At 39.8% G+C, this 15,363-nt stretch carries 18 protein-coding genes and 1 pseudogene; 18 read left to right on the top strand and 1 reads right to left on the bottom strand.

Annotation, left to right across the window (positions count from 1 at the left end; all coding sequences use genetic code 11):
- Positions 1 to 9 precede the first annotated feature (9 nt).
- From D2908_RS00230 to D2908_RS00300, 15 genes and pseudogenes are all read left to right on the top strand, one after another.
- Positions 10 to 390, top strand: a complete 381-nt coding sequence (locus D2908_RS00230) for a DUF5361 domain-containing protein (protein WP_117304016.1) — start codon at positions 10 to 12, stop codon at positions 388 to 390.
- Positions 390 to 920 (top strand): annotated as a pseudogene (locus D2908_RS00235) (PblA); the annotation flags it as partial. The gene D2908_RS00230 and the pseudogene D2908_RS00235, both read left to right, overlap by 1 nt.
- 145 nt (positions 921 to 1,065) lie before the next feature.
- A complete protein-coding gene (locus tag D2908_RS00240; RefSeq protein ID WP_117304020.1) occupies positions 1,066 to 1,629 on the top strand; it encodes an HNH endonuclease in 564 nt (187 codons plus the stop codon).
- 203 nt (positions 1,630 to 1,832) lie between these two features.
- The gene (locus D2908_RS10045) at positions 1,833 to 4,304 is read left to right on the top strand and encodes a PblA (protein ID WP_240628260.1); all 2,472 of its coding nucleotides are present in this window, start codon (positions 1,833 to 1,835) and stop codon (positions 4,302 to 4,304) included.
- Positions 4,304 to 4,999 (top strand): phage tail protein, encoded by a 696-nt coding sequence (locus tag D2908_RS00250; RefSeq protein ID WP_117304022.1) that lies wholly within the window; start codon positions 4,304 to 4,306, stop codon positions 4,997 to 4,999. The genes D2908_RS10045 and D2908_RS00250 overlap by 1 nt, the downstream gene beginning before the upstream one ends.
- Entirely contained in the window at positions 4,996 to 7,857 is a 2,862-nt protein-coding gene (locus D2908_RS00255; protein ID WP_117304024.1) for a phage tail spike protein, read from the top strand. The genes D2908_RS00250 and D2908_RS00255 overlap by 4 nt, the downstream gene beginning before the upstream one ends.
- The gene (locus D2908_RS00260) at positions 7,838 to 8,038 is read left to right on the top strand and encodes a hypothetical protein (RefSeq protein WP_117304026.1); all 201 of its coding nucleotides are present in this window, start codon (positions 7,838 to 7,840) and stop codon (positions 8,036 to 8,038) included. Before D2908_RS00255 ends, D2908_RS00260 begins: the two co-directional genes overlap by 20 nt.
- Before the next feature lie 2 nt (positions 8,039 to 8,040).
- Positions 8,041 to 8,664: a hypothetical protein gene (locus D2908_RS00265; RefSeq protein WP_117304028.1), complete on the top strand. Its 624-nt coding sequence runs from the start codon at positions 8,041 to 8,043 to the stop codon at positions 8,662 to 8,664.
- Positions 8,665 to 8,672: 8 nt separating this feature from the next.
- A complete protein-coding gene (locus D2908_RS00270) occupies positions 8,673 to 8,951 on the top strand; it encodes a hypothetical protein (RefSeq protein ID WP_117304030.1) in 279 nt (92 codons plus the stop codon).
- 16 nt (positions 8,952 to 8,967) lie between these two features.
- Positions 8,968 to 9,444: a hypothetical protein gene (locus D2908_RS00275; protein ID WP_117304032.1), complete on the top strand. Its 477-nt coding sequence runs from the start codon at positions 8,968 to 8,970 to the stop codon at positions 9,442 to 9,444.
- A gap of 4 nt (positions 9,445 to 9,448) precedes the next feature.
- Positions 9,449 to 9,769 (top strand): hypothetical protein, encoded by a 321-nt coding sequence (locus tag D2908_RS00280; protein WP_117304034.1) that lies wholly within the window; start codon positions 9,449 to 9,451, stop codon positions 9,767 to 9,769.
- The gene (locus D2908_RS00285; protein WP_206269730.1) at positions 9,769 to 10,491 is read left to right on the top strand and encodes a hypothetical protein; all 723 of its coding nucleotides are present in this window, start codon (positions 9,769 to 9,771) and stop codon (positions 10,489 to 10,491) included. The genes D2908_RS00280 and D2908_RS00285 overlap by 1 nt, the downstream gene beginning before the upstream one ends.
- 16 nt (positions 10,492 to 10,507) lie before the next feature.
- Positions 10,508 to 10,840 (top strand): phage holin, encoded by a 333-nt coding sequence (locus tag D2908_RS00290; RefSeq protein ID WP_117304036.1) that lies wholly within the window; start codon positions 10,508 to 10,510, stop codon positions 10,838 to 10,840.
- Between the two features lie 4 nt (positions 10,841 to 10,844).
- Positions 10,845 to 11,849, top strand: coding sequence for a GH25 family lysozyme (locus D2908_RS00295; RefSeq protein ID WP_117304038.1), 1,005 nt, complete (start codon positions 10,845 to 10,847; stop codon positions 11,847 to 11,849).
- A 476-nt stretch (positions 11,850 to 12,325) separates the two neighbouring features.
- Positions 12,326 to 12,736 (top strand): DUF5301 domain-containing protein, encoded by a 411-nt coding sequence (locus tag D2908_RS00300; protein ID WP_117304040.1) that lies wholly within the window; start codon positions 12,326 to 12,328, stop codon positions 12,734 to 12,736.
- A gap of 139 nt (positions 12,737 to 12,875) precedes the next feature.
- On the opposite strand, the gene D2908_RS10255 is transcribed toward D2908_RS00300, so the two are convergent.
- Complete coding sequence (locus D2908_RS10255) at positions 12,876 to 13,019, bottom strand: AraC family transcriptional regulator (RefSeq protein ID WP_206269731.1); 144 nt, start codon at positions 13,017 to 13,019, stop codon at positions 12,876 to 12,878.
- On the opposite strand from D2908_RS10255, the gene D2908_RS00305 reads away from it, so the two are divergent.
- The 3 genes from D2908_RS00305 to D2908_RS00315 are packed head-to-tail and all read left to right on the top strand — an operon-like array spanning position 13,012 to position 15,258.
- The gene (locus tag D2908_RS00305; protein ID WP_117304042.1) at positions 13,012 to 13,920 is read left to right on the top strand and encodes a LysR family transcriptional regulator; all 909 of its coding nucleotides are present in this window, start codon (positions 13,012 to 13,014) and stop codon (positions 13,918 to 13,920) included. The genes D2908_RS10255 and D2908_RS00305 overlap by 8 nt on opposite strands.
- The gene (gene lspA / locus D2908_RS00310; protein ID WP_117304044.1) at positions 13,917 to 14,378 is read left to right on the top strand and encodes a signal peptidase II; all 462 of its coding nucleotides are present in this window, start codon (positions 13,917 to 13,919) and stop codon (positions 14,376 to 14,378) included. The genes D2908_RS00305 and lspA overlap by 4 nt, the downstream gene beginning before the upstream one ends.
- A complete protein-coding gene (locus D2908_RS00315; protein WP_117304046.1) occupies positions 14,368 to 15,258 on the top strand; it encodes an RluA family pseudouridine synthase in 891 nt (296 codons plus the stop codon). The genes lspA and D2908_RS00315 overlap by 11 nt, the downstream gene beginning before the upstream one ends.
- The last annotated feature ends 105 nt before the right edge of the window (positions 15,259 to 15,363 follow it).

A 15,363-nucleotide genomic window follows, 5' to 3' on the forward strand; every position in this document is an offset into this window, starting at 1 on the left:
CTTGCTAGAATGATTCAAACAGATGAAGATGCTCTTATTTGTGATTTAGCTGAAACATATGGGGTTTTTGATTACAGACAGTTACCTGCTGACCAGGTAGCTGTTTTTGCTTTTGGTCTGAGAGATGATTCACGGATCAAACTAGCAATGACCAATAGCAAAGTTTCTTTTGAAACCTTTTTGCTTGCAGGCGTGCTTGATAGGCTTTCTGCTCTTGTTTGGTTAAAAACAACAGACGGTCAGAAAGGAATCAATAAACCATTAATGGTTGCAGAGGAACTAACAGGAAAAACTAAAGCTAAAGAAAGCAAGGAGATGATCTTTGATTCTGGTGAGGACTTTGAAGAATATCGTCAGAAAATTTTAGAAAAGATAGGAGGTGAGGATTAGTGGCTACAGAAATAGCACAGGCTTATGTACAATTGATACCATCAGCTAGAGGGATTACTGGTAAAATACAATCAATCCTCAATCCTGAAGCGAGTGCAGCAGGACAAAGCGCTGGACAGTCATTGGGTTCTAGTCTTGTTGGTGTTATGACAAAGGTTATTGCAGCAGCAGGGATTGGCAAGGCCTTTTCGGCAGCAATCAGTGAAGGTGCAGCACTTCAGCAATCGCTCGGAGGTATTGAAACTCTTTTCAAAGGTTCTGCTGATAAGGTGAAGGGGTATGCTAATGAAGCCTACAAGACCACAGGTTTATCAGCTAATGCCTATATGGAAAACGTGACAGGTTTCTCTGCTAGTCTCTTGCAGTCTTTGGGCGGTGATACAAACAAAGCTGCTGAAACAGCAAACATGGCCATGATTGATATGTCAGATAATGCTAATAAGATGGGGACATCGATGGAGAGCATTCAGATGGCTTATCAAGGGTTTGCGAAGCAAAACTACACCATGCTTGACAACTTGAAGCTCGGTAGAAAAACCATAGCCGAGTATAAACCTAGTGAAAACGGTGAAACCCTAAGAGTAGCTTAGGCAATACCGTGCTAAGCAAGATTTTAGTTGATTTTTCCTTGAATGTATGATAAAGTGAAATTATCAAATACGAGGTAAAAATACAATGTGGAAGAAAATAAAAAGAAATAGCAACTATTCAATAAATGAAGCTGGAGAAGTCAGAAATGACCAAACTGGACACATAAAACAACCATTCACGAACAAACAAAATGGCTATTTAATAGTTGACCTATACAAAAATAATAAATCTGAAAAAGTTCCAATTCATAGATTGGTTGCAGAAACATTTATACCGAATCCGGAAAATAAATTGACGGTGGATCATATCGACGGAAACCGAAAAAATAATTCTATTAATAATTTACGGTGGGCAACTTATTCAGAAAATAATTCACGTTTTGAAACGATTGGTGTAAGAAGTGAACCAATCATAGTAACAAGATATGCAGAAGAAAGAAATAAAAGAGGTGGCGGACATTTAGCGTGGCTAAATGTTATAGACACAATGGAATTTGATAGTATTTCTGAAACTGCAAAATATTTTGATTGTGCTATTTCTAATATTTCTTTGATGTTAGAAAAAGGAACTATTGGAAGACGTGGAAGGACGAGAGGATATAAATTTTCTTACAAGGACGGGAAACGTTCTAAAGTCTTGAAAGTGTAACGACTATCGAAACAGAAAAAGCATCCGAAAGGGTGTTTTTTTAATGGAGTAGAGTAGGCTCAAGCGAGCCGAAGCGCTAGGATACTTAAAAAAGTATAAGAGATAGTCTAATCTCTATGGCGACATAGAGCAGTCTTGAAAAAGACGGTCATAATTTAGCGAATTATGGCGAATATGTACTGTATGGTGGTACAAAACAAGAAATGCAACGGCTATTGGCTGATGCAGAGAAACTGACGGGTGTTAAGTACGACATTAACAACCTTTCAGATGTTTATAATGCAATCCATGCTATTCAAGAAAATCTCGACATCACTGGTACAACTGCCAAAGAGGCGGCATCTACTTTTAGTGGCTCATTTGAATCAATGAAAGCAGCTGCTCAGAATGTACTTGGAAAGTTAGCATTGGGAGAAAATATTCTGCCATCTTTACAAGCTTTAGCAAAAACAACCTCTACCTTTCTCTTCGATAACTTTTTACCAATGGTTGGAAATATTTTCTCTGGATTGGGTTTAGTTTTGACCGAAGGGATTAGCCAGATTGCTTCTCAGCTTTTTGGGGATGCCTTTGGAAGTGCAGTCTATAGTCAACTGTCGAGAGTGACAGGTATCTTTCAAACCTTCTTTGATATGATCTTTGGATCATTGAGCAAGCAAGATAACATTGATATCCTGACCATGCTTGGATTTAGCGAGGGTGCTGCTAATCAAATTGTCAACATCGCAGACAATATCCGAGTAACTTTTGAGAATATCGGGGTTGTTGCTGGTAATGTTGCAAGCATTGTTGTTGATTTCGTTGGAGATCTGTTAGGTATCAAAGACGGAGAGCAGGGAGTGAATTTGCTAGGCATCGCCTTTGAAAGTATCTCAGGTTTTATCAGAGGCGCCTCTGAAAGTCTTAGTAAATTTACATCTTGGTTAAAAGATTCGCCTCTTGCATTAGATGCCTTAAAATCGGCTGTTGTTGGGATTACAAGTGCTTGGGCTGGTTACAAAGCTGTCTTAGCGGTAATAAAAGGAATTGAAACAATCAGGAATGCAACTCTAGCTATCACGAATGGTTTAATGTTAGCTCAATTCGTTAGAACAGGAGCTTTAACTGCTGCTGAAGCTGCTAATGCAGCTGCAACTATGGGAGCAAGTGGAGCGTTTGGTATCTTTAATGCAGTTCTATCTGCTAACCCGATTGGCTTAATCGTAACGGCAGTCGCTGCATTGACTGCTGCTCTGGTATGGTTTTTCACACAAACAGAAACTGGCCAGCAAATTTGGTCATCTTTTGTAGACTGGATTAAGCAGGCTTGGCAGGGGATAGCTGATTTCTTTGTTGGTCTTTGGTCTGGTATCTCTGAAGGTGCTATCATCTTATGGGAAGGAGTCGTTACAGCTTGGACTGCTTATATCGAATCTTTGAAAGCGATGTGGACTGCTGTTGTAACTTTCTTTTCTGACTTGTGGGTAAGTATTCAAGAGGCTGCATCTGTGGCATGGACAGCAATCACAACGGTAGTGATGGCTATTGTCCAACCGTTCATAGATGGTTTTATGAATATTTGGAACAATATATCAGATGGTCTTACTCAAATTTGGGAAGGGATTAAGATGATTTTTCAAGGTGCTTGGGAGTTCATCAAATCCATTTTCTTGGGCGCTATTCTGATCATCATCGACCTTGTGACAGGGAATTTCGATAAATTAGGAGTAGATCTTTCTCTGATTTGGGAAGGAATCAAAAATGGAATCTCTATGATTTGGGAGGGCATTAAGACATACTTCTCTGGAGTTGTGGATGTTATCGTTGGATATGCTACCGGTGTTTTTGAGAATTTTTCTAATGTTCTTAGTACAATTTGGGAATTTATCAAAACAGCTGCATCAATGGCCTGGGAATGGATAAAATCTACTGTAACAAGTCTGATCTCAGGTTTAGTGCAGGGGGCTCAAAATATCTGGTATAGTTTTATGAACTTCCTATCAAGTTTGTGGGAAAGTATCAAGTCGGCAGCTGTGAATGGCTGGAACGCCCTGAAATCAGGGGTTATTTCTATCATCAACGGGCTTATCCAAGGAGCTCAGAATGCTTGGAATAACTTGAAACAAGGTGTGACTAATGTTGTAAACAGTGTCACAAATATCTTTAAAGGTCTAGCCAATATCAATCTTTGGGAAGCTGGTAAGGCCATTCTTAATGGTTTCTTAGGTGGTTTAAAATCTGCCTGGGAAGGAGTTACTAATTTTGTTGGTGGAATTGCAAATTGGATTCGAGACCATAAAGGTCCTATTGACTATGACCGTAAGCTTTTGATTCCAGCAGGTAATGCAATTATGCAAGGTTTAGACCAAGGACTGCAAGCAAGGTTTAAAGGTGTCAAAGAAACAGTTGGTGGAATAGCTGGTGAGATTTCAGATGTATTTTCTGGGGATAATTTAGATATAAACTCGTCAGCATCTGTTACTAAAAACCTAGAAGCCCAGTTGGCTATGCCATCAGCTCAATTTGAAGCACATGAGAATAAAACCGTGTCTGAGATAGCGATTCTGAGAGCAAGTATGGAGAGAATCCTTACTGCTATCCTTGAAAAATCGTCAGACGTTTATCTGGACAATGACGTTATCTCACTCAAAACCTATGAACAACACGGTGCAATTTACGCAAGGGAGGGAATTTAATGGAGTATATGATCATCAATGGTTTTCACACCTCAACCCTTCCTGGTTGTGTTGTGACAGATTTCGGGAAGGTGGAGGCTGCTAAGCCAAAAGGAGAGAAAGCAAACCTTTATGGAGTTAATGGTAGTTACCGTGTGTTAGACGGTTCTTTCGACAGTTACGAAAGGACCTTCACTCTCCACGTTAAAAAAATGGTTGAGATTTCAAGTATTCTTGATAAGTTTCAATCGAATGATAATGTTTTAGAATTTAGCTATCAGCTGGGGTCGTTATTCTATGCAAACTTCCTTACTGCTAGTTTTGAACCGTTTGGGAATCATGCTTGGAAGTTGGAAATCAAGCTAGACATGCAACCGTTCCGCTATCAAAAAGATGTAGACCCTGTCATACTGACAGCATCTGGTACGATCAATAATCTTGGGACGATTTATTCTGAACCAATTATTGAGGTCGAGGGGGATGGCAACATTTCCCTAACGATTGGCCGTAAGACTATGTATCTTGCTATTAAGACAAAGGCTACTATTGATTGCAGGCAAGGTAAGCAGAACATCTATAACGCAACTGGAGCAGTCCAGAACACGCTTCGTAAGCGTGGGGGATTTTTGGAGATTTCGACTGGTAAAGTTGGTGTTTCGTTTACTGGAAATGTCCGTAAGATTACTATTCATCCTAATTGGAGGTATCTAATATGATTTATTTAACAGATGGGAATATACCTCTTAATGCAGCATACGATGATAACATCATACAAGAAGCGAATAGCACCTATCAATTATCGTTCAAGTTTCCTACCAATAATGTGTTATGGCAACGACTAAGAGAAGAAACATTCTTGACTGCTGATGATCTTCATGGTGAACAAGATTTTGTAATTTTTGAAGTCGAGAAGAAGCATGGATATATTCAAGTCTATGCGAACCAAGTATTCACTCTCTTGAACAACTATGTTGTTAATCCGATTTCTTTGGACAGAGTGACCGGATCCACTGCTTTAAGTAGTTTCGCTGGAAGCATCACTCGTGAAAATTCATTCTCATTCTTCTCAGATATTGATAATAGACACACCTTCAATAGTGATACAATGAACGCTATGGAAGCCTTGACCAAGGATAAACACTCTATTCTTGGTCAGTGGGGTGGTGATTTAGTCAGACATGGTTATCAGGTAAGGTTATTAAAAAATGGCGGTTCAGAAAATGAATCGCTTTTTATGTATAAGAAAAACCTTTCTAGCTATCAGCACAAGACCTCTACCAAGTCTTTAAAGACTCGAATTACTTTTAAAACTACTGTAAAAGGCGAGGGAGAGAATGCTGATGATAAGCATTATAAAGTAGTTGTCGATAGCCAGTTTATTGAAAAATACAGTCGGATTTATGAGGATGTTGTAGAAGTCAACGACCAAGATGTCAAGGATGAAGCAAGCCTTAGAGAGTATGGCAGGCAGTATTTCTTAACTAGTCTATGCGACCTCGTGGAAGATAGCATTGAGATTGATGTTATCGGTCAAAGTGATGTTCCTGTCCAGATGTTTGATATTGTAAGTATTTACCATGAGACATTCGATTTGGACGTAAGGAAGAAAATCACTAAGTATACCTACTCACCGATGGGCAAAAAATTGAAGACAATTGGCTTCGGTCAGTTCCAGTCTGGACTTGCGAATGCAATTGGTAACGTAGTGAGTGATGCAGTTAAGGGTGAAGCTCAACAACTTCAAAGCAATTTTGAAAGGCAATTAGCCAGAGAACTCAAGAATGCTGACCTTGCTTTTGATAGGCAAAAAGAAGAATTGGTCAATCAATTCACAGACGGTCTCAACGCTGCTAATGCAAAAGCAGAAGAAACCAAGCAAGAACTGTCTGACACTATCGACCAGCGCTTCAATAGTTTTAACAACGGCCCATTACAAGAAGCCAAGCGTAAGTCTGAAGAAGCCTTGGAAAATGCTGGCGCAAGTACCCTGCTTGCACAGGAAGCCAAGCGGATTGGTGAGCAGGCAACCGCTGATATAACCAAATTGAAGAATGAAGTTGTTGATGGTTATGTTAGCAAAAACACGTATCAAGAGGGTGTTCGAGGTATTGAACGACGAATTGATGAAGTGAAGACATCGACAGATGGCCAAATTGCTACGAAAATAGCTCAGTACAAGCAGACAGTCGACGGTCAATTTGCAAATATCACATCGCAAATTGCTGGCAAGGCTAGTCAAACGGACTTCCAACGTGTGAAAGAAACTAGTCAGCTCTATGAGCGGATTCTTGGAAATACTGAAAATGGAATTGCAGATAAGGTTGCTCGCATGGCTCTGACTAATCAGCTGTTCCAGGTTGAGGTGTCTAAGAATGAAGGCCTGAAAACCGTTCAAAAACAGTTGGCTGGTTCGTGGGCGGTTCAAAACATCAACTCAGCTGGAGATATCATCTCTGGAATCAATCTTGGTGCCAATGGACATAACCGCTTTGTTGGTAAGTTGACTCATATTACGGGCGAGACCTTGATTGATAATGCTGTTATAAAATCAGCCATGGTTGATAAGCTGAAGACGGCCAATTTTGAAGCTGGTTCAGTGACCACGGTTGTTTTGGATGCTGAAGCTGTTACAGCCGAAAAATTGAAAGTTGACCAGGCTTTCTTCAATAAGCTTGTCGCAAATGAAGCTTATTTAAATCAACTATTTGCTAAACAAGCCTTTATTAATCGTGTTCAGAGTATTTCGATTAATGCGAGTCAGGTAAAAGCAGGATTTTTAAGTGGCGATAGGATTTTGGGTGGAACAATTACAGGTTCTAATATTTATGGAGGAACCCTAACTGGCCACACAAAAATCCAACTAGGTTCTTATGGTTCGTTTGATACAGTGAATGGTGGTTTACAGATTAACGTACCACGAGACTATAATGCCAAAGATGGATTGGGTGTCCAGTTCATTGGTTCTTACGGCCGTGGAGAAAATGTCCCTTACGGTCTTTTTGTTTACAAAGATTCGGATTTCACAGTTGGAAATACTGCAACCGATACAGACGAATTCATCATGACTGTTGATGGGTACATTAAAGCTAAAGGAATAGGCTGGCTGAAAACAGGTTTAGGGAAAGTCGGAAGCGTATCGACAGGAACGCTAGCTTTCTGGAAATCTACCGTCGCAATGGATTTCGCTCCAAACGACATTTATTATACGTACGGAGGTCAAGCGTATGGCTTGTGGGCAATTATTAAGCAAAATTTCTCAGATAAACGTCTGAAAGAAAATATTGTTGACTGTAGGCACAAGGCTCTTGATTATATCCAGAAATTCCAGTTCAAGGAATATGACTGGAAGAAGCAAGAGGATAGACCACGACAAGCACACACTAAGATTGGTTTGATTGCCCAAGAGGTTCAAGCGGTAGATCCTACACTCGTCTACGAGAATGGAGACACGCTGAATCTAGACAATATCAGATTAACTAATGTAGCACTTAAAGCAATTCAGGAGCTTGCTCTTGAAAATAAAACATTAACACAAAGATTGGAGAACTTAGAAAATGAACGAAGAGCAGCTTAACCAAGTCCTAAGCATGACACTTGATGACATGTTAGTTGATTCAAAGGCATTAATGCTTAGACATAATCTATTGAAGATTCAACTAGGGAAAAAAGAAGCAGAAAATCAAGGACTTCAAGCACGAGTAGATGAGCTGGAAGCTCTGCTTGATGAACAAACTAAACCAGCAGAAGGAGAATAGATATGGCAATCAATGGCTATAACTTATCAACAAAACCGTACTTAAGAATTTCTGGTTCTAATGTTGAGACCGTGGTAGAAATTCAATTATCAGAAGGAAAGCGCTACAGCACTAACTCACGATCATTCCTTGGAGATCGTACAAACGAACCAGAAGACGTCTTGATTCAAGCGGTGCTGGATGTTCTCAGGTCTGAATTGGACCCAAGCTCTGCAATCGTCAAAGCACAAGCGCAGCTTGAACAGGCCAATCAGAAGATTGCGCATAATGAAAGCGAGCAGAATCGACTTTCTGCCCTTACAAATAAAATTGACAAAGTAGTGCGAGTCATGGCTCAAGACTCTATCATGGGTGAAAAAATTGCCTACGGAACAACCTACAAAGAAATGGTCGAACTCTTCCCTCTCGCTGAAGTTGGTAAAGTTTACGAGCCTGGTGCAATTTTTGCGGTGGAAGACCCAGGTTACGTTGAAATTAATGGAGAAGGTAAACGTATCTTGATTCAAACCAATCAGTCCTTCACTTATCAAGGAGAAACCCTTGCTCAACTTGAAGGGGCACCTTCCCAGAATGGTCTTCTAGCAACTTGGAAGTTTAATGCACTGAAAGCACCAAATGAACAGTAGAGGTGACTATGGCAGAATTTGAACGTTTAATGGTCCAAATTTTCCTCTCTCTGATTCCTGTTGTCGGACTTTATTTCTCGATGAAAGACCGTGGAACAAAGCAGGAAAATCGCATTACGATTATGGAAAAAGACATCGAGAATTTACGAGAATTTAAAGCATCTGCTAGTAAAAGGCTAGACAATCATGATGAACAAAATAAAGCGATTCTGGTACTGGCTGAGCAGGTAAAATCTCTGGGTGAAGATGTCAGAGAGCTGAAAAATTTGATTCAAAGTAAGGATTGAGAAAGGAGGCGTGAAAATGGCTAATGTTCTCAATTCAACCAATCTTGAACAGGTAGATGGTGGTTTTTTGGTTAAGCAAGGCGATGTGGCTTCTACATTTGCCTTTTCTTTGTTAGATGAAAACCGCATGTCTATCCCTCAGCTTGAAGGTCAAGAGGCATCCATCACGCTAACAAAGGACCAAGAGCAGATCAAGAAGAAAGCCATTGTCACGAACGGAACAGTGGCTTTTAATTTGGACAAGATTCTGCCTGCTGGACTCTATCTAATTGAGATTTCAGTTGGTGGATTTATCTTCCCAAGCGATGATTCAACTCAAATCCGAGTGACAAAATCGGATAAGAACTTGGTCACAGAGGAAATCCATGCACTTAAGGAGCTGGATATCGCAGAAGAAATTAAGAAGCAACTTGCAGGTAGGACTACAGGCAGCAGCGAGGCAGGTCAGGAAATTCCTGACTTGCTTTTTTACTACAATTTAGGAAAGGTGTAAAACAATGGACACAACAAAATTAACAGCATTCGCTCAAGCAGTTGGTGTTGACATTAAGGAGCTGAAGCGATTACTTAATGGCAAGGTTGATAATGCCACCCTCAACCAACTAATTGAGCAAGCTAAGACTGCGGTCAAGAATGACATTTTAGGTGAGGGGGTATCTGAACAATTTGATACCCTCAAAGAAATCGCTGATTATATCGCTAATCTGAGTGGTGACACTGGTGGAGCAGTGGTTCAGAAGATTGCTGATCTCGGCAATCGTATTGACGAGTTTGCAAACCTTGACCTGGTCGCAACCTATAACGCAGCGAAAGCGTGATGGCTATGAGCAATTTTGAAGAATTTGCTCAAGCAGTTGGCCGTGATGTAAAAGTGCTGAACCAAAAGCCTGAACCAAAGCTAACCTTGACAGGAAATACCCTCGGCATTGTTGGGGGAAATAATGTCACTCTACCGTTACCAGATAATGTAAGTCATGAAATCCGTGGTACAGGCTCACCAGAAGGGCGAATAACTGCTGAAGTCGGAACGACTTATGTAGATGTCAATGCGACGAACGGCGTTCTGAAATGGATAAAAGAGAGTGGAAATGGTAACACAGGCTGGAAAGTTTTGATAGGAGATACTGGCTGGAGAACACTTAACTCAGTTTCAAAACTAGGAAATTCGTTTGTAAAAGTAAGACGCGTTAACAATCTGGTCTTATATCAATTCGGAGGTCTTCAATGGGGATGGTTCGGAATTGTAAGACGTGGTGGTCAAGGATATTCTTATCAACCATCAGATGCTGAAAGAAATTGTTTTATCGTTTATAGAGGTGGTATACCTACAGGATTTAGAACGCAATCATCTTTAATAGGGAATATCTATAATGACAATGGGATTATATATGGGACATGGTACTTGGGAGGGAATGAAGACCAAAATCATATAAGATTCCAATTCTTAAACCCTGTCCCAACAGACCGCGACATTGGGGATATCCGTGTGAGCTCCATCTCATACTTGACAGACGAACCCTGGCCGGCAACATTGCCATAATAGAGAGGAAAAACATATGACACAATTTAATGAATTTATCATCGCTTTTGCGACAGGCTTTTTAGCAGTAGCAATAGGCAGTATTGTAAAAGCAGTGAAAGACTATCTTTTGCGAAAAGGTGGAGAGAAAGCTGTAAAAATCGCTGAAATCTTAGCTAAAAATGCCGTTCGTGCCGTGGAGCAGGTAGCGGCTGAAACAGGCTACAAAGGTGATGAGAAGCTAGAGCAAGCTCGCACTAAAGTCCGCTCTGAGCTGACAAAATACAACATCAGCATGACTGACAAAGATCTAGACACTTTTGTAGAGTCAGCAGTCAAGCAGATGAATGACGCTTGGAAAGGAGAATAAACAAATGAAGAAAAACGACTTATTTATCGACGTATCTAGCCACAATGGATACGATATTACAGGTATTTTGTCTGATATGGGTACACAGAATACTATTATCAAAATTTCTGAAAGTACAAGCTATATCAACCCTTGCCTGTCCGCTCAAGTTGAGCAATCAACCCCTGTTGGATTTTATCATTACGCATGGTTTGGTGGTGACATCGAAGAAGCCGAACGAGAGGCACGCTACTTCCTTGATCATGTACCTCAAAAAGTAAAATACTTGTGTCTTGATTACGAAGATCACGCTAGCGGAGATAAACAGGCAAATACAGATGCTTGTATTCGCTTCATGGAAATCCTCAAAGAAAATGGCTATGAGCCAATCTATTACAGCTACAAGCCATTCACGCTCAATAATATCTATTATGAGCAGATTCTTGCGAAATTCCCAAATAGCCTTTGGATTGCCGGGTATGGTTTGAATGATGGTACAGCTAATTTTGAATATTTTCCTAGCATGGATGGGATTCGATGGTGGCAATACTCTTCAAATCCGTACGACAAAAACATTGTTTTGCTAGATGATGAAGAAGCTGAGCCAAAATGGAAGAAAAACTCAACTGGCTGGTGGTATGTCAATGCAGATGGTTCTTATCCAACGAATAAATGGCAGAAAATCAACAATGTTTGGTATTACTTTGATAGCAACGGCTACATGAAAGCTAACTCATGGCACAAGCATTCGGATGGGTACTGGTATTACTTGCTTCCAAGTGGAGCGATGGCTACAGGCTGGGTGCTTATCAGTAACAAGTGGTACTACTTCAAAGAAGATGGTAAGATGGCTACAGGCTGGGTCAAATACAAAGACCATTGGTATTACCTCGATGCTAAGGACGGAGATATGAAATCAAATCAATTCATCAAATCAGGCAACGGTTGGTACTACATTAAACCAGACGGCACGATGGCAGACAAGCCAGAGTTCACAGTTGAGCCAGATGGCTTAATTACAATAAAATAGAAAGACTTCAAAATAGATTACATCAACCGCAGGCAATAGCTTGCGGTTTTTTGATACCCAAAATGATACCCATAATTATTGACTATGTAATTATACGGTAAATTTGGGGAATCTAACTTGTTGATTTTTCAAGGTTTTGAAGGCTATTGCATAATAGTTTTCTTTTATTGCAACAACAAGTTTCTGTTTACCCAATCGCWAAATAATCGCTCTAAGTAGCATTAAATAAGGCTTTCCGAGTTTTCGGAGAGCCTGTTTTTTTGTTTTGGTACCTATTTTTGTACCCAAATTTTAAAAACCTATGTAAGAAGCGAACTTGTCGATTACTCTATTTTACAATGAAAAAATAGTTGAATGTAGAGCTTTTAGAGTCATGAAATTTATAAGAGAATAAGATATTGTAAAAATTGCTAAGGTTTGATATTATAACGGTATCTAAGTAGGAAAACAGGAATATGGAAAGGATTTGAACCTATATGAAAAAGTTTATCCCCATAATAGTCTGTTCAATCTCTTTTCTTGTTCTATCTACTTGTGTTAGTAAGAAAAAATTGATTCTTCCTGAACCTGCGAGGATCTCTGTAATTTCTATGCAGAAAAGTATCTCTGAAGATGTTAAAACTATAACCAAGAGAGAAGAAATCTCAAAGTTAATCAAGGAGATACAGAAACAGTCCAAATCTACAACTTTTGAGAGTTTCAATGATCAACCGACAAATGTTAAAGATTACATCATTATCAAATTTACTCATCAGAATGAAGAAAAGGATAGTGTGGTCTATCTATATACTATGAAAGAAAAACAGTATATTGAGCAACCTTATGTTGGTATTTGGGAGGTAAGTCCAGATATAGCTAATAGGATTGAAGAGGCTTATTCTAGTTGATTTATAGAATACAAGAAATCTTTAGAGAGTTTTCTTGTATCAAATTATTGGGAATCGAATTTGTATCAAATTACAAACGGTAAATCAACAAGATTTGCTGTTTTTTTGTTTGAACTAAAATGATGATTGTAAAAAGGTATCATTCTAATTCTTGGATTGGGATGTTAGAGTATTTATTGAAACTTTGGAAACTTGAAAAGTTCCTGACTTTTTTCCTTTTTGGAAAACTTCTAAAATATGGTATAATGAAAAGATAAAGAAGTTGGGGGTAGAAGATGAACATTCAACAATTACGCTATGTTGTGGCTATTGCGAATAGCGGTACATTCCGTGAAGCTGCTGAAAAGATGTATGTTAGTCAGCCGAGTCTGTCTATTTCTGTTCGTGATCTGGAAAAAGAGTTGGGCTTTAAGATTTTCCGTCGAACCAGCTCAGGAACATTCTTGACTCGTCGTGGTATGGAATTCTATGAAAAAGCACAAGAATTGGTTAAAGGATTTGATATTTTTCAAAATCAGTATGCTAATCCTGAAGAAGAAAAGGATGAATTTTCCATTGCTAGCCAGCACTATGACTTTTTGCCACCAACCATTACGGCCTTTTCAGAGCGCTATCCTGATTATAAGAACTTCCGGATTTTTGAATTAACTACTGTTCAAATTTTAGACGAAGTAGCCCAAGGGCATAGTGAGATTGGGATTATCTACCTTAACAATCAAAATAAAAAGGGGATTATGCAACGGGTTGAAAAGTTAGGCCTTGAGGTCATTGAATTGATTCCCTTTCATACCCATATTTATCTTCGTGAGGGGCATCCTTTGGCTCAGAAAGAGGAATTGGTCATGGAGGATTTAGCTGATTTACCAACTGTTCGTTTTACTCAAGAGAAAGACGAGTACTTTTATTATTCAGAGAACTTTGTCGACACCAGCGCTAGCTCGCAGATGTTCAATGTGACAGACCGTGCTACCTTGAATGGTATTTTGGAGCGGACGGATGCCTATGCGACTGGATCTGGATTTTTAGATAGTGACAGTGTTAATGGCATTACAGTTATTCGTCTCAAGGATAACCTAGATAATCGCATGGTCTATGTTAAACGTGAAGAAGTAGAGCTTAGTCAAGCTGGGACTCTCTTCGTAGAAGTCATGCAAGAATATTTTGATCAAAAGAGGAAATCATGAAAAAAAGAGGAATAGTAGCAGTCATTATACTGCTTTTGATTGGGTTGGATCAGTTGGTCAAATCCTATATCGTCCAGCAGATTCCACTGGGTGAAGTGCGCTCTTGGATTCCCAATCTCGTTAGCTTGACCTACCTGCAAAATAGAGGGGCAGCCTTTTCTATCTTACAAGATCAGCAGTTGTTATTCGCTGTCATTACTCTGGTTGTCGTGGTAGGTGCCATTTGGTATCTGCATAAACACATGAAGGACTCATTCTGGATGGTCTTGGGTTTGACCTTGATTATCGCAGGTGGTCTTGGAAACTTTATTGATAGGGTGAGTCAGGGCTTTGTTGTGGATATGTTTCACGTGGACTTTATCAATTTTGCAATTTTCAATGTGGCAGATAGCTATCTGACGGTTGGAGTGATTATTTTATTGATTGCAATGCTAAAAGAGGAAATAAATGGAAATTAAAATTGAAACTGGTGGACTACGTTTAGATAAGACTTTGTCCGATTTGACAGAATTATCACGCAGTCTTGCGAATGAACAAATTAAATCAGGACAGGTTTTGGTCAATGGCCAAGTCAAGAAAGCTAAATACACGGTCCAAGAGGGCGATGTCGTCACTTACCATGTGCCAGAACCAGAGGTTTTAGAGTATGTGGCTGAGAATCTTCCACTAGAAATCATTTATCAAGATGAGGATGTGGCTGTTGTTAATAAGCCTCAGGGGATGGTGGTGCATCCGAGTGCTGGTCATACCAGCGGAACTCTGGTAAATGCCCTCATGTACCATATCAAGGATCTGTCAGGTATCAATGGGGTTCTGCGTCCAGGAATTGTTCACCGTATTGATAAGGATACGTCAGGTCTTCTCATGATTGCTAAAAATGATGAGGCGCATCTAGCACTTGCCCAAGAACTCAAGGATAAAAAGTCTCTCCGCAAATATTGGGCCATTGTTCATGGAAATCTTCCAAATGATCGCGGTGTAATTGAAGCACCGATTGGTCGTAGTGAAAAAGACCGCAAGAAACAGGCTGTGACTGCTAAAGGGAAGCCTGCAGTGACCCGTTTCCACGTTTTGGAACGCTTTGGTGATTATAGTTTACTAGAGTTGCAACTAGAGACAGGCCGCACCCATCAAATTCGTGTTCACATGGCCTATATTGGCCATCCAGTCGCTGGTGATGAGGTCTATGGTCCACGTAAAACACTGAAAGGGCATGGACAATTTCTTCATGCCAAGACTTTAGGATTTACTCATCCAAGAACAGGTGAGACCATGGAATTTACAGCAGATACCCCAGAGATTTTTAAGGAAACATTGGAGAGATTGAGAAAGAATTAGATTTGATAAAAGGTTGAGATAGCTTGTCTCAACCTTTTTCCTATCAACTCTTTTCTATTTCCTGCCATTCATGTTATAATGGATAAATATGAAGAATCGGAGTGA

The organism is Streptococcus sp. LQJ-218 (assembly GCF_003428885.1).
Classification (GTDB): Bacteria; Bacillota; Bacilli; order Lactobacillales; family Streptococcaceae; genus Streptococcus.

Excerpts from the sequence above, each read along its gene's own strand:
- D2908_RS00255 (WP_117304024.1), top strand. The coding sequence starts at position 4,996 with ATGATTTATTTAACAGATGGGAATATACCTCTTAATGCAGCATACGAT.
- D2908_RS10045 (WP_240628260.1), top strand. The coding sequence starts at position 1,833 with ATGCAACGGCTATTGGCTGATGCAGAGAAACTGACGGGTGTTAAGTAC.
- D2908_RS00240 (WP_117304020.1), top strand. The coding sequence starts at position 1,066 with ATGTGGAAGAAAATAAAAAGAAATAGCAACTATTCAATAAATGAAGCT.
- D2908_RS00275 (WP_117304032.1), top strand. The coding sequence starts at position 8,968 with ATGGCTAATGTTCTCAATTCAACCAATCTTGAACAGGTAGATGGTGGT.
- D2908_RS00300 (WP_117304040.1), top strand. The coding sequence starts at position 12,326 with ATGAAAAAGTTTATCCCCATAATAGTCTGTTCAATCTCTTTTCTTGTT.
- D2908_RS00250 (WP_117304022.1), top strand. The coding sequence starts at position 4,304 with ATGGAGTATATGATCATCAATGGTTTTCACACCTCAACCCTTCCTGGT.
- D2908_RS00280 (WP_117304034.1), top strand. The coding sequence starts at position 9,449 with ATGGACACAACAAAATTAACAGCATTCGCTCAAGCAGTTGGTGTTGAC.
- D2908_RS00270 (WP_117304030.1), top strand. The coding sequence starts at position 8,673 with ATGGCAGAATTTGAACGTTTAATGGTCCAAATTTTCCTCTCTCTGATT.
- lspA (WP_117304044.1), top strand. The coding sequence starts at position 13,917 with ATGAAAAAAAGAGGAATAGTAGCAGTCATTATACTGCTTTTGATTGGG.
- D2908_RS00260 (WP_117304026.1), top strand. The coding sequence starts at position 7,838 with ATGAACGAAGAGCAGCTTAACCAAGTCCTAAGCATGACACTTGATGAC.
- D2908_RS00265 (WP_117304028.1), top strand. The coding sequence starts at position 8,041 with ATGGCAATCAATGGCTATAACTTATCAACAAAACCGTACTTAAGAATT.
- D2908_RS00305 (WP_117304042.1), top strand. The coding sequence starts at position 13,012 with ATGAACATTCAACAATTACGCTATGTTGTGGCTATTGCGAATAGCGGT.
- D2908_RS00315 (WP_117304046.1), top strand. The coding sequence starts at position 14,368 with ATGGAAATTAAAATTGAAACTGGTGGACTACGTTTAGATAAGACTTTG.
- D2908_RS00295 (WP_117304038.1), top strand. The coding sequence starts at position 10,845 with ATGAAGAAAAACGACTTATTTATCGACGTATCTAGCCACAATGGATAC.
- D2908_RS00285 (WP_206269730.1), top strand. The coding sequence starts at position 9,769 with ATGGCTATGAGCAATTTTGAAGAATTTGCTCAAGCAGTTGGCCGTGAT.
- D2908_RS00290 (WP_117304036.1), top strand. The coding sequence starts at position 10,508 with ATGACACAATTTAATGAATTTATCATCGCTTTTGCGACAGGCTTTTTA.
- D2908_RS10255 (WP_206269731.1), bottom strand. The coding sequence starts at position 13,019 with ATGTTCATCTTCTACCCCCAACTTCTTTATCTTTTCATTATACCATAT.
- D2908_RS00230 (WP_117304016.1), top strand. The coding sequence starts at position 10 with ATGATTCAAACAGATGAAGATGCTCTTATTTGTGATTTAGCTGAAACA.